Consider the following 13,299-nt stretch of genomic DNA (forward strand, 5'->3'; position numbering starts at 1 on the left):
TAGCGGATAGCGGATAGCGGATAGCACATGTTCCACGTGAAACATGCCGGTGGATCGCCGATGTATTCAGGTCGTCCCGAAGAGAGGATGAAAAAAGGGCAGCCCTGTGGCTGCCCTTCTTCTAGCTTGGCCTTAGATCAAACGTCTAGGTTTGCCACCGCCAGCGCGTTGCGCTCGATAAACTCACGGCGAGGCTCGACTTGATCACCCATCAGGGTATTGAACAATTGATCCGCGCCGATCGCATCCTCAATGGTGACCTGCAGCATGCGGCGAGTTTCCGGATCCATCGTGGTTTCCCACAATTGGTCTGGGTTCATCTCACCCAGCCCTTTATAGCGCTGGATGTACAGGCCTCGCTTGGACTCCTTGATCAGCCACTCAAGCGCCTGCTCAAAGTTGGTCACCGACAAGCGACGCTCACCACGACGAATGTAAGCGCCCTCTTCCAGCAGATCAGCCAAGGCACCAAACAGCGCAACGATCTTGGCATAATCGCTCGAATGGAAGAAGTCGTAGGTCAGGACATAATCCGACTCAACACCATGCTGACGCAGGATCAGCTTAGGCAGCCACATGCCGCGCTCGCTCTCCTCCTCCAGCTCCCAGCGATAGCTGGCACCTTCGAGATCCAGCTCATTCAGGCTGTCCACCAGACCTTCGGTCCATTGGGTCATCGACGCCTTATCTTTCAATTCGGCTTCGGTGATCGCCGTGGTGTACACCAGTTGCTTCAACAAGCTGATAGGGAAGCGACGGCTTTGACGTTCTACCACCTGCTCCACATCGCGGAACTGATACACCAAACGCTCCAGCTGCTCACCACCGATCCCCGGCGCTTCTGCATTAACGTGCAGTGCCGCATTGTCTAGGGCCAAAGTTGTCAGGTACTCGGTCAGAGCGGGTTCATCCTTGATGTAGCGCTCCTGCTTGCCCTTCTTCACCTTGTACAGAGGTGGCTGTGCAATGTAGATAAAGCCACGCTCGATCAACTCAGCCATCTGGCGATAGAAGAAGGTCAACAGCAAGGTCCTAATGTGGGAGCCGTCGACATCCGCATCGGTCATGATGATGATGTTGTGGTAGCGGGTCTTCTCCGGATCGTACTCATCTCGGCCGATGCCACAGCCCAACGCCGTGATAAGCGTGGCCACTTCCTGGGAAGAGAGCATCTTATCGAAGCGGGCTTTCTCAACGTTTAGGATCTTACCCTTCAGTGGCAAGATCGCCTGATTCTTACGGTTCCGCCCCTGCTTGGCGGAGCCGCCCGCAGAATCACCCTCCACAATGTAGAGTTCGGATTTACCTGGGTCTTTTTCCTGACAATCCGCCAACTTGCCCGGCAGACCGGCCAGATCCAACGCGCCCTTACGGCGGGTCATCTCACGCGCTTTACGCGCCGCTTCACGAGCACGGGCCGCATCGATGATCTTGTTCACCACGACTTTGGCTTCGCTTGGGTTTTCCAGCAGATACTCTGCCAGCTTCTCACCCATCGCCTGCTCAACCGCGGTTTTTACCTCGGAGGAGACCAGCTTATCTTTGGTCTGAGAGGAGAACTTAGGATCCGGTACCTTGACCGAGATCACCGCCGTCAGGCCCTCACGCGCATCATCGCCGGAAGCCGAAGTCTTGGCTTTCTTGCTGTAGCCCTCTTTTTCCATATAGGTATTGAGGGTACGCGTCAATGAAGCCCGGAAGCCCGCTAAGTGGGTACCGCCATCGCGCTGAGGGATGTTGTTGGTAAAGCAGTAGATGTTTTCTTGGAATCCATCGTTCCACTGCATCGCGATCTCAACCGCAGTGCCATCTTCCCGCTCAGTATTGAAGTAGAAGATGTTCGGGTTGATCGCCGTTTTGTTGGTATTAAGGAACTCAACGAAGGCCTGGATCCCACCCTCGTAGCAGAAGTGCTCTTCCTTACCATCACGCTCATCCACCAAACGGATCGACACGCCCGAGTTCAGGAAGGACAGCTCACGAACCCGCTTGGCCAGGATATCGTAATGGAAGGTCACATCGGAGAAGATGGTAGGACTTGGCCAAAAACGGATATCCGTCCCGGTTCTATCGGTATCCCCAACCACCTTCATCGGTGCTTCTGGCTCACCCAAGTGATAGGTTTGCTCGTGAACATGGCCTTGACGTCGAACGGTCAGCTCCAGCTTATCGGACAAGGCGTTAACCACAGACACACCCACACCGTGCAGGCCGCCGGAAACCTTGTAGGAGTTGTCATCGAACTTACCACCGGCGTGCAGCACGGTCATGATCACCTGCGCGGCGGAGACACCCTCTTCTTCATGGATGTCTACCGGAACACCTCGGCCATCATCCTTAACTGACAGTGAGCCATCGGTATGGATGGTGATCACGATGTCATTACAGTGACCGGCCAAGGCTTCATCGATGGAGTTATCCACCACCTCGAACACCATGTGGTGCAGACCGGTGCCATCATCGGTATCACCGATGTACATACCCGGACGCTTACGTACTGCGTCGAGGCCTTTAAGGACCTTAATACTCGAGGAATCGTAGCTGTTTTCTGCCATTCGCCTGTCTCTGATTAATCTTACTGTTCCGTTATCCGACCCTGTTCCACGTGGAACGTCTTGTCCCAGGGCACCATCGCCAGCTGCGCCGGCTCAATGGCCGAGACAAACACCTGGCTGCCGGTTTTCTGTAATTGCTGCAACAACAAGGTGCGTCGATCCTTATCCAGTTCCGACGCCAAATCGTCCACTAAGTAGAGACAACCCCTATGCTGTTGCTGCCCAAGCACCTGACCTTGTGCGATCTTCAACGCACAAACCAGCAACTTGAGCTGACCGCGGGACAGATTGTCCTGCGCTGGCAATTTTTCTACCCTGAGACGCAGATCCGCCTTATGGGGACCTGAGACCGTATAACCCAATTGAATATCCCGCTCTAAGCCTTGGCTTAGTAGCAACTCCAAGGGCGTTCTTGCATCCCATCCTTGACTAAAACTGACCCGGATCGGCACATCGGGTAAAAACTGACTTATTATACCCTCCAACGCGCCATTTAACGAATTTACCCAATCACTTCGCAGTCGGGTTAGCCAGTCTCCATAGTGCGCCATCTGGCTGTCCCAGACGGCGATCTGACGCTGTGGCGCCTTCTGTTTCAGCAATTGGTTTCGTTGCTTGAGCAGGCGTCGATACCGACTCCAAACGCCGATAAATTGAGGATCGGCATGGAAGGCGCCCCAATCGATAAACTCTCGCCGCGCCTTTGGGCCATCGAGCAGCAATGCAAAGCTTTCCGGACTGATCAGCTGCAGTGGCAGCCGGGCCGCCAGATCGGAAATACGCTGAGGGCGCTCGCCGTTGATCCGCACATCGTTGTCGCCGTCTCGCTGACGCTGGATCCCCAGTCGATCGCCCTCGCTTAGACGGGTAAACAAGGTAAATTGCGGCTGCTCATACTGGATCACGCGTTGGGCCAGATGCGTCCGAAACGATCGGCCCAGACTCAGATACCAGATCGCCTCAAGCACACTGGTTTTGCCGCTGCCGTTGTCGCCGTAGATCAAATTGAGACCGGCAGCGGGCTCTAGGCTGGCGGTCTCAATATTTCGAAAGTGATGTATTTGAAGGCGTGAAAGGGCCATTACAACCGCATCGGCATCACCACATAGAGTGATTCGTCGTTCTCGCCATTCTCAAACAGGGCGCTGCTGTTGGGGCCTCCCAGCGTCAGCTTAACCGAATCCTGTTTGAGTGCGTTGAGCACGTCCAGAACATAAGAGACGTTGAAACCGATCTCCAGATCCTGGTAGCCATACTCGATATCCAGCACCTCTTCGGCCTCTTCCTGCTCTGGGTTGTTCGCAGTGATAGTGAGCTTGTTGTTTTCCAGCAACAAACGAACACCACGGAACTTCTCATTCGACAGGATGGACGCACGAGCAAAGGCCTGTTTGAGCAGATCACGCTGGGCGATCACCACCTTGTCACCATCCTTAGGCAAGACTCGACGGTAATCCGGGAAGCGGCCATCCACCAACTTAGAGGTGAAGATCGCGTCTTTGGTAACCGCCCGGATGCTGGAGTCACCAATGCACAGGGTGATCTCGGCCGCCTCATCTTCGAATAAGCGGGCCAACTCCACCACCCCTTTGCGCGGTACGATCACCTGCTTTTCTGGCAATGTGGCCTCAATGCTACGACGACTGACCGCCAAGCGATGGCCATCGGTCGATACCGTCCGCAGCACATTGCCCTCGGTCTCAAACAACATGCCATTGAGGTAATAACGGACATCCTGGTGCGCCATGGAGAATTGGGTCGATTCGATCAGCGATTTGAGCACACCCTGAGGCAAAGTGAACTGCAACTCCCCCTGCCAATCCCCCAGATCGGGAAACTCTTCGGCCGGCAGCGTCGCCAGCGAGAAGCGGCTGCGACCACAACGGATCAACAAGCGATTTTCCTGCTGCTCAATGCGGATCAGATCACCGTCCGGCAGACTCTTACAGATATCCAGAAACTTGCGCGCCGGCACAGTGGTACGCCCAGGGCGGATCTCCCCTTCCAGTGCGACCTGGCCGATCAGCTCGACCTCCAGATCGGTACCGGTGATCTTGAGCAGATCGCCACTGACATCCAACAGCACATTGGCCAGGATCGGCAGATTGTGACGGCGTTCAACCGCACCGGACACCAGTTGTAACGGCTTAAACAGCGCGTCCCGGGTAATAGTAAATAGCATTGGGTCTCACCCTATCAGGAAGACAAAGTTCGGATCAGGTTGGCGTAGTCTTCTTTGATGTCATGGCTCTCTTCACGCAGCTGCTCGATCTTGCGACACGCATGCAGCACCGTGGTGTGATCACGCCCACCAAAGGCATCACCGATCTCCGGCAAGCTGTGGTTGGTCAACTCTTTCGCCAGCGCCATGGCCACCTGTCGAGGTCTCGCCACAGAGCGTGAACGACGCTTCGAGAGCAGATCTGCCACCTTGATCTTGTAATATTCAGCAACGGTTTTCTGAATATTATCAATCGTAACCAGCTTTTCCTGCAGCGCCAAGAGATCCCGTAACGCTTCGCGAACAAAATCGATGGTGATTGGACGGCCGGTGAAGTTGGCGTTAGCCATCACCCGGTTCAATGCCCCCTCAAGCTCCCGCACATTCGAGCGCAATCGCTTGGCGATAAAGAAGGCCACCTCATCCGGCAGATGAATGTTGCTCTCTTGTGCCTTACGCATCAGGATCGCCACTCGGGTTTCCAGCTCCGGCGGCTCGATCGCCACGGTCAAACCCCAACCAAAGCGAGACTTTAGCCGATCCTCCACCCCATCGATCTCTTTCGGATAGCGATCCGAGGTCAAGATGATCTGGTGATTGCCTTCAAGCAACGCATTAAAGGTGTGGAAAAACTCTTCCTGGGATCGATCCTTATTGGCAAAGAACTGAATGTCATCGATCAACAATGCATCCACACTGCGGTAGTAGCGCTTAAACTCGGCGATCGCGTTGTTCTGCAGGGCTTTCACCATGTCCTGAACAAAACGCTCGGAGTGCATGTACACCACTTTCGCATTGGGTTTGTTCTTGCGGATCCCATTGCCCACCGCATGCAGCAAGTGGGTCTTGCCCAAACCGGTTCCGCCATATAGAAACAGCGGGTTATAGGCACCACCTGGGTTATCAGCTACCTGAGTCGCCGCCGCACGCGCCAACTGGTTTGATTTACCTTCGACGAAGTTATCAAACTGATAATTAAGATTAATATTGGTTCTCGGGCCGCTGGCGCTGGGCGGAGCGGCGGCCGGAGCCGGCTCAGGCCGTTGAAACGAAGCCTGCGGCGGGGCAACGCTCCCGTGTTGGGGACGCGTCGATTCGCCCATGGCCACCTTAGGCCGGGCTTCCGGCTTACTGCCGATATCAAATTGCAGAGTCGGGGCCTGATCGCCCAACTCCTGATGAAGAAACATCGTGATCTGATTGAGATACTTGTCGCGAACCCAATCCAGCACAAAGCGATTTGGCGCATACAAAACCAGCGTATCGCCGATCAACTCTGACTGCAGCGGCCGGATCCACATACTGAACTGTTGTGCCGGCAACTCCTCTTGGAGCGACGCTACACAGCGCTGCCAAATCGGTACACTCACCGCGATCTTCCCCAAACAAATAAACACTCAAGGGGCCTGATTTTACTCTTGTTGCAGCCCGATCACCATAGCTCCACGCAGGTTATCCCCAGATCCGATCCAAGATCGTTCAATCCGATCGGATCGCAGGATCAAATGGATCGGTTTCGGCAAACGCTGATGCCACAAGGGCTGGAAAGCGATCGAAGAGATCTTTATAATCGGCGCAGCCGGATCCGATCGCGATCCGGCTGTCCATATCTAGTGGTAGATCCACAGTTTTATCCACAAGAACTGGGAAAATTCGCCGCTAGAATAAAAACACTGCAATTTAGATTGACGGTGGTGGTCGTTTTTTATTAAAATTCGGCCTCTTTTTGAACCGCCATGCTGTCGACCAAGCTCTGCTTGTGGCGATACTGGCGTCTAAAGTTAATCTGTACAGTTAACTGAATACGGTAAAAAGCTATGAAACGTACTTTTCAACCGAGCGTACTGAAGCGTAAGCGTAACCACGGTTTCCGTGCCCGCATGGCCACTAAAAACGGTCGTCAGGTACTGGCTCGTCGTCGCGCCAAAGGCCGCGCTCGCCTGTCTGCATAATTCATTATGCATAGCGCCTCTCTGGTGCGATACACCTTCAGCCGGGAGTTACGTCTGCTAACTCCTGGCGATTTCAAACCCGTCTTCGCAAACCCTGTAAGGGCTGCCTCTCCCCAGTTGACTCTGCTGGCCATACCTAATGGTCACGATCACCCTCGCCTCGGCTTAACGGTCGCCAAAAAACACGTCAAAAAAGCCTGTCGTCGAAACCGCATCAAGCGTGTTGTTCGTGATAGCTTCCGCCTGCAGCAACACCAATTGCCTGCGGTCGATATCGTGGTGATCGCGAAAAAAGGGGTCGATGAGCTGGATAATGCCGCCTTACATAAGCTGACTGAAAAACTATGGCGCAAACTTTCTCGCCGCTGCAACGAGTCCTGATAGGATTGGTTCGCGGCTATCAACGGTGGATCAGCCCTATGTTGCTGCCTCGCTGTCGATTTACGCCAAGTTGCTCACAGTATGCCGTGGAAGCACTTTCCGCTCACGGCGCGATTTATGGGTGTTGGTTAGCCATCGCACGCATACTAAAATGTCACCCTTTGCACCCGGGTGGCCACGATCCGGTCCCCAAAGCCAAACAAGGCAGAGACTGATAACTTATGGAATCACAACGCAATTTAATCCTGGTCGGATTGTTGTTTGTTAGCTACATGATGTGGCAAGCATGGCAAACTGATCAGAATCCACCGGTCGACACCCGCCCGGTCGCCAGCCTGGACGCCACTAGTGCCGACGTACCTCAGTCCAGCCAATCAGGTGAAGTACCGTCACAGGCCACCAGCGCCAACGCCAGCCTGATCAGTGTCCGCACTGACACCCTGGATCTGATGATCAACACCGTCGGTGGTGACATCATCCAAGCTGCCCTGCCTAACTATAAGGTAGAGCAAGGGGGTGAAGAGGCCCTGACCATTCTGGACAACACCCCAGCGCATAGCTACATCGCCCAAAGTGGCTTGATTGGCGCCCAAGGACCGGACAGCCAGCAGCGTCCTGTTTTTGCTGCCAGTGCAGAGCAATTTGAGCTGGCTGCCGGCCAAGACACACTGGTCGTTCCGCTGAGCTTCACCGACGCCAACGGCATCGAATTTGAAAAGCGCTTCACCTTTACCCGCGGCCATTATGATGTCCGGGTCGAGTACGTGATCAACAACACCAGCGGCCAAAACGCGCAGGTGCAGTTGTTTACTCAGCTCAAGCAAACCACAGGGAAAAAAGAAGGCAGCATGTTTATGCCGACTTACCGTGGTTCCGCCTACAGCACCGCTGACAGCCGCTATGAAAAATACAGCTTCGACAAGATCGGCAAGAACAACCTGACCGTTCTGACCGAAGGTGGCTGGATCGCCATGCTGGAGCACTACTTTGTGTCCGCTTGGGTGCCCGCCGCCGACGAGCGCAACGAGCTGTACACCCGCATGGTCAATGGCAACGAAGCCATTATCGGCGCGAAGCAGGCCAGCCACATCATCGCACCGGACAACACCAAGACCATTGGTGCGACATTCTATGTCGGCCCGAAAGATCAGGAAGCGCTGTCGGCCTTATCCCCGACCCTCAACCTGACCGTCGATTACGGTTGGTTATGGTTCCTAGCCCAGCCACTGAACGCGGTATTGATGTTCCTGCAGTCCATGGTTGGCAACTGGGGTATCGCCATCATCCTGATGACCCTGCTGATCCGTGGCTTTATGTACCCGCTGACCAAAGCGCAGTACACCTCCATGGCCAAGATGCGCAAACTGCAGCCGAAGCTGGCTGACATGAAAGAGCGCTTCGGCGACGATCGTCAGCGCATGAGCCAAGCGATGATGGAGTTGTATAAGAAAGAGAAAGTGAACCCGATGGGTGGCTGTCTGCCCCTGCTGGTTCAGTTCCCATTCTTCATTGCGTTCTACTGGGTATTGCTGGAATCGGTCGATCTGCGTCACGCGCCGTTCTTCGGCTGGATCACTGACTTGTCGCAAAAAGACCCGTACTTCATCCTGCCGCTGTTGATGGGTGCCTCCATGTTCGCCATGCAGAAGATGCAGCCGACCATGGCCACCATGGATCCGATGCAGCAGAAGATCATGCAGTACATGCCGGTGATGTTCACCTTCTTCTTCCTTTTCTTCCCATCCGGTCTGGTTCTGTACTGGCTGGTGGGTAACCTGGTGTCGATCGCCCAACAGGTGATCATCTATCGCCAGTTGGATGCACAAGGTCTGAAATGATCCTTGATTGATCGCAAGAGGCGGCCTTCGGGCCGCCTTTTTTATGGGTGAATGTACCCACCGCTCTGCCATCTGTGACGGAAGCGGTTACACTTGGCAAAAAATCCTTCGAGATAATTATGACCGATCACAACGACACCATTGTGGCCCAGGCCACCGCGCCCGGACGGGGCGGCGTTGGCATCGTCCGCGTCTCCGGCCCACTGGCCGAGCAGATCGCCACGGCAATGCTCGGCCGAGTGCCGAAAACCCGCTATGCGGAATACCTGCCTTTTAAGGATGATCAAGGCGAGGTGCTGGATCAGGGGATCGCCCTGATGTTTAAGGCCCCCCACTCGTTCACTGGCGAAGATGTACTGGAGCTCCAGGGTCACGGCGGCCCGTTCGTGATCGACATGCTGATCCGCCAGATCCTGACCCACCCCGGCGTACGCACTGCGCGTCCCGGTGAGTTTTCCGAGCGCGCCTTTCTCAACGATAAGATGGATCTGACCCAGGCTGAGGCCATTGCTGATCTGATCGAAGCCAGCTCTGAGCAAGCCGTCCGCAGTGCCATGCACTCACTGCAGGGGGACTTCTCGGCCAAGATCCACGACTTGGTGGAGCAGTTAACCCGACTGCGGATCTACGTCGAGGCCGCCATTGACTTCCCGGAAGAGGAGATCGATTTTCTTGCCGACGGCCGCATCGCTGCCGATCTCTGCGGGGTTAAAGCGCATCTGGATGCCGTGCAGCGCAGCGCCCAGCAAGGGGCCCTGATCCGTGAAGGCATGAAGGTGGTGATCGCCGGCCGTCCCAATGCCGGTAAATCCAGCCTGCTTAACGCCCTGGCTGGCCGTGAGTCCGCCATCGTCACCGACATCGCCGGTACCACCCGCGATGTCCTGCGCGAACACATTCACATCGACGGCATGCCGCTGCATATCATCGATACCGCAGGCTTACGTGAGGCCTCCGATGAGGTGGAGCGGATCGGCATCGAGCGCGCCTGGAGCGAGATCGAACAAGCCGATCGCGTCCTACTGATGGTCGATGGCACCGATACCGACGCCACCGCTCCCGAAGCGATCTGGCCGGAGTTCATTCACCGTCTGCCCGAGGGGATGGGCTTATCCATCATCCGCAACAAGGCCGATCTCACCGGTGAAGCGCTCGGCGAAAGCGAACGCGATGCCCTCCCCCTGTTCCGCCTATCGGCACGAACCGGCGAAGGCGTCGACGCCCTCAAGGCGCATCTCAAAGACTGTATGGGCTATCAGGGCACGGCGGAAGGCGGCTTCATCGCCCGCCAGCGCCACCTACAAGCCCTCGCACTGGCAGCGCAGCACCTTGAGCAAGGCGAAGAGCAACTGTTGATCTTCCACGCCGGTGAATTACTGGCAGAAGAGCTCCGCTTGGCCCAACATGCCCTGGCCGAGATCACCGGCGAATTCAGCTCGGACGATCTGTTGGGCCGGATCTTCTCCTCATTCTGCATTGGCAAGTAACCCCCGACTTTCCATATAAAAGCCCGCTGTCTGCGGGCTTTTTTGTCTTCCAAGCCCCTATAATCGGGCCATCAAACAGCCTTTCAGGAACACCATATGAAGATCGCACTGATCATAGGAACCACCATGGGCGGCGCCGAAGCGGTCGCCGATGAACTGCTACCCGTGCTGGAAAATGCCGGTCACGAGGTGATCTACTGCCTCGATCCACAGGCGGAGATCTTGCTCTCTTGTCCCCTCTGGCTGGTCGTGACCTCCACCCACGGTGCCGGCGAATTGCCGGAAAATCTGGTTAAAACCCACCAATGGCTAGCCACACAGCCAAGCCTAAACGGGATCCAGTACGCGTTATGCGGGATCGGTGATTCCAGTTACGACACCTTCTGCGGCGCACTCGATCTGCTGGAAATGCCATTGCGATCCAACGGCGCGATCGCCTTTGTGGATAAGATCCGGATCGATGTACAACATATGGATCTCCCTGAAGATCAAGCACTAAGCTGGCTGGAAAGCTGGATCCAAAGGATCTAGATCGACCGTTCGATCGCAGTTTGATCACAGGATCATTGCAGATACCCACAGTTTTGGCTTTTGATCACAGGCTCATGTGCATAAACTTGGATCTAACTGTGGTTAACCTGGATATTATTCAGAGTGTGATCTTTTTTACGATCGCCCCTGTGCATAAGATCCCGATCTATCCACCGGCTCCGATCCTTTTGATCGGCAATAGATCACAGCTTGCGATCGCACTTAAAGCACTGATAAATGAGGTGAAAATAGGCTTACCCACAAAGATCGCCTCCAGTAATAGATAAAACAACAAAGGATCTTTAAAAAGATCTTTTAATACTTAAAGATCTAAAGCTCTAGGATTGGTTAATTAGTAATCTTTCTAACAGAGGAAAGCGGTGATAGAATGCAGCGCTTTTTCGATCCACCACCGTTCGGGGTAAATGACCTATGCAGGCACAAGAACATTTTGACGTCATCGTTGTAGGCGGCGGCCATGCGGGCACCGAAGCGGCTCTGGCCAGCGCCAGGACCGGTTCTAAAACCCTATTGCTCACCCATAACCTAGACACTCTAGGGCAGATGTCCTGTAATCCAGCGATCGGTGGGATCGGCAAAGGCCACCTGGTGAAAGAGATCGATGCCTTAGGTGGCGCAATGGCGCTGGCCACTGATCAAGCCGGGATCCAATTTCGCACCCTGAACGCGTCGAAAGGCCCCGCCGTTCGCGCCACACGAGCGCAAGCGGATCGTGCCCTGTACCGCAATGCGATCCAGCAGATCCTTTTTGCTCAAAAGGATCTGCAGATCTTCCAGCAAGGCGTAAACGATCTGATCCTAGATCAAGATCGGATCGCCGGGGTGATCACCGATGCTGGGATCCGCTTTAGCGCCACAACCGTGGTGTTGACGGTCGGTACCTTCCTCGACGGTAAGATCCACATCGGTATGGAAAACTACGGTGGCGGCCGGATCGGCGATACCAATGCGGTTGCATTGGCACAGCGTCTACGTGAAATGCCATTTCGCATGGATCGACTCAAAACCGGTACACCGGCACGGCTGGATGCACGCTCATTGAACTTCTCGGTCATGCAAGAGCAAGCCGGGGACAACCCGACGCCGTTGATGTCCTACATCGGCGAGCGCAGCATGCAACCGCAACAGATCTCCTGTTACATCACCCACACCAACGAGCGAACCCACGATATTATTCGCTCCGGCTTAGCCCGCAGTCCGCTGTACACCGGCGTTATTGATGGTATCGGTCCACGCTACTGCCCATCGGTGGAAGATAAGATCATGCGGTTTGCCGATAAGAATTCGCATCAGATCTTTGTTGAGCCTGAGGGTCTTAACAGCATTGAGATCTATCCCAATGGGATCTCAACCTCATTGCCCTACGATGTGCAGATCGCCATGGTGCATTCGATCCCCGGGTTTGAACAGGCGCGGATCCTGCGTCCTGGCTATGCCATCGAGTACGATTACTTCGATCCGCGCGATCTCAAAGCCTCGCTGGAGAGCAAGTTCATCGATGGTTTGTTCTTTGCGGGTCAGATCAATGGCACCACCGGCTACGAAGAAGCCGGGGCGCAAGGCTTGCTTGCCGGCCTCAATGCGGCGCGCCAGTGCCGTGGTGACGACGCTTGGGCTCCGCGTCGTGACGAAGCCTATCTGGGCGTGCTGGTCGACGACCTGTCGACGCTGGGGACGCAGGAACCGTATCGCATGTTCACCTCGCGCGCGGAGTATCGTTTGCTGCTGCGCGAAGACAATGCGGATCTGCGCTTGACCGAGAAAGGCCGTGAGATGGGCTTGGTGGACGACGACCGCTGGGCCAAATTCAGCGAGAAGCTGGAATCCATCGAGCAAGAGCGTCAGCGCATGCGCAGCACCTGGGTGCAAAAAGACAGCGCTGAGGCCGAGTTGCTCAACCCGCAGCTGAAATCACCGCTGGCTCGTGAGGCCAACCTGGAAGATCTGATCCGCCGACCGGAGATGAGCTATGGCCAGTTGATGGCGGTTGAGTCGCTGGGACCGGCGCTGGAAGATCCCCGCGCTGCTGAGCAGGTGGAGATCCAGATCAAATACGCCGGTTACATCGAGCGCCAGAAGGACGAGATCGAAAAAGCCCGTCGCCATGAGACCACCCTGCTGCCATTGGAGTTGGATTACAGCCTGGTCAAAGGACTCTCCAATGAGGTGATGGCCAAATTGGTCGAGCATAAACCGGAAACCATCGGCAGTGCGTCGCGGATCTCCGGTGTGACCCCAGCCGCCATCTCCCTGCTGCTGGTCTATCTGAAAAAACAGGGTCTGCTGCGCAAAAGCGCCTGATCTTCTCCATCG

11 protein-coding genes are annotated in these 13,299 nt (G+C 55.3%); 7 read left to right on the forward strand and 4 right to left on the reverse strand.

All coding sequences use genetic code 11. The features are described from left to right. Window positions 1–137: 137 nt before the first annotated feature. Genes gyrB through dnaA form a run of 4 tightly spaced genes read right to left on the reverse strand, consistent with a single transcriptional unit; the run spans window position 138 to window position 6,146 of the window. Window positions 138–2,555 (reverse strand): DNA topoisomerase (ATP-hydrolyzing) subunit B, encoded by a 2,418-nt coding sequence (gene gyrB / locus ABEA08_RS15960; protein WP_345336363.1) that lies wholly within the window; start codon window positions 2,553–2,555, stop codon window positions 138–140. Window positions 2,556–2,575: 20 nt separating this feature from the next. Next, window positions 2,576–3,637 carry a DNA replication/repair protein RecF gene (gene recF, locus ABEA08_RS15965; RefSeq protein WP_345336364.1) on the reverse strand — a complete coding sequence of 354 codons (1,062 nt, stop codon included), beginning with the start codon at window positions 3,635–3,637 and terminating at the stop codon, window positions 2,576–2,578. Then, a complete protein-coding gene (gene dnaN, locus ABEA08_RS15970; RefSeq protein ID WP_345336365.1) occupies window positions 3,637–4,737 on the reverse strand; it encodes a DNA polymerase III subunit beta in 1,101 nt (366 codons plus the stop codon). The genes recF and dnaN overlap by 1 nt, the downstream gene beginning before the upstream one ends. Window positions 4,738–4,751: 14 nt before the next feature. Beyond that, window positions 4,752–6,146: a chromosomal replication initiator protein DnaA gene (gene dnaA, locus ABEA08_RS15975; protein ID WP_345336366.1), complete on the reverse strand. Its 1,395-nt coding sequence runs from the start codon at window positions 6,144–6,146 to the stop codon at window positions 4,752–4,754. A gap of 447 nt (window positions 6,147–6,593) precedes the next feature. Here dnaA and rpmH point away from each other — a divergent pair, with 447 nt between their 5' ends. The 7 genes from rpmH (at window position 6,594) to mnmG (ending at window position 13,287) form a co-directional block, all read left to right on the forward strand. After that, on the forward strand, window positions 6,594–6,728 hold the full coding sequence (gene rpmH / locus ABEA08_RS15980) for a 50S ribosomal protein L34 (RefSeq protein ID WP_013347301.1): 135 nt from the start codon (window positions 6,594–6,596) through the stop codon (window positions 6,726–6,728). A 21-nt stretch (window positions 6,729–6,749) separates the two neighbouring features. Next, window positions 6,750–7,109, forward strand: coding sequence for a ribonuclease P protein component (rnpA, locus tag ABEA08_RS15985; RefSeq protein ID WP_345336399.1), 360 nt, complete (start codon window positions 6,750–6,752; stop codon window positions 7,107–7,109). Next, on the forward strand, window positions 7,073–7,324 hold the full coding sequence (gene yidD / locus ABEA08_RS15990) for a membrane protein insertion efficiency factor YidD (RefSeq protein WP_345336367.1): 252 nt from the start codon (window positions 7,073–7,075) through the stop codon (window positions 7,322–7,324). Before rnpA ends, yidD begins: the two co-directional genes overlap by 37 nt. 6 nt (window positions 7,325–7,330) lie before the next feature. Beyond that, complete coding sequence (gene yidC / locus ABEA08_RS15995) at window positions 7,331–8,947, forward strand: membrane protein insertase YidC (RefSeq protein WP_345336368.1); 1,617 nt, start codon at window positions 7,331–7,333, stop codon at window positions 8,945–8,947. Between the two features lie 119 nt (window positions 8,948–9,066). After that, complete coding sequence (gene mnmE, locus ABEA08_RS16000; protein ID WP_345336369.1) at window positions 9,067–10,434, forward strand: tRNA uridine-5-carboxymethylaminomethyl(34) synthesis GTPase MnmE; 1,368 nt, start codon at window positions 9,067–9,069, stop codon at window positions 10,432–10,434. A 96-nt stretch (window positions 10,435–10,530) separates the two neighbouring features. Further along, a complete protein-coding gene (locus tag ABEA08_RS16005; RefSeq protein WP_345336370.1) occupies window positions 10,531–10,965 on the forward strand; it encodes a flavodoxin domain-containing protein in 435 nt (144 codons plus the stop codon). Window positions 10,966–11,397: 432 nt separating this feature from the next. Next, window positions 11,398–13,287, forward strand: a complete 1,890-nt coding sequence (mnmG, locus tag ABEA08_RS16010) for a tRNA uridine-5-carboxymethylaminomethyl(34) synthesis enzyme MnmG (RefSeq protein ID WP_345336371.1) — start codon at window positions 11,398–11,400, stop codon at window positions 13,285–13,287. Window positions 13,288–13,299 lie beyond the last annotated feature (12 nt).

It is taken from the genome of Ferrimonas pelagia, from assembly GCF_039543565.1.
GTDB lineage: Bacteria > Pseudomonadota > Gammaproteobacteria > Enterobacterales > Shewanellaceae > Ferrimonas > Ferrimonas pelagia.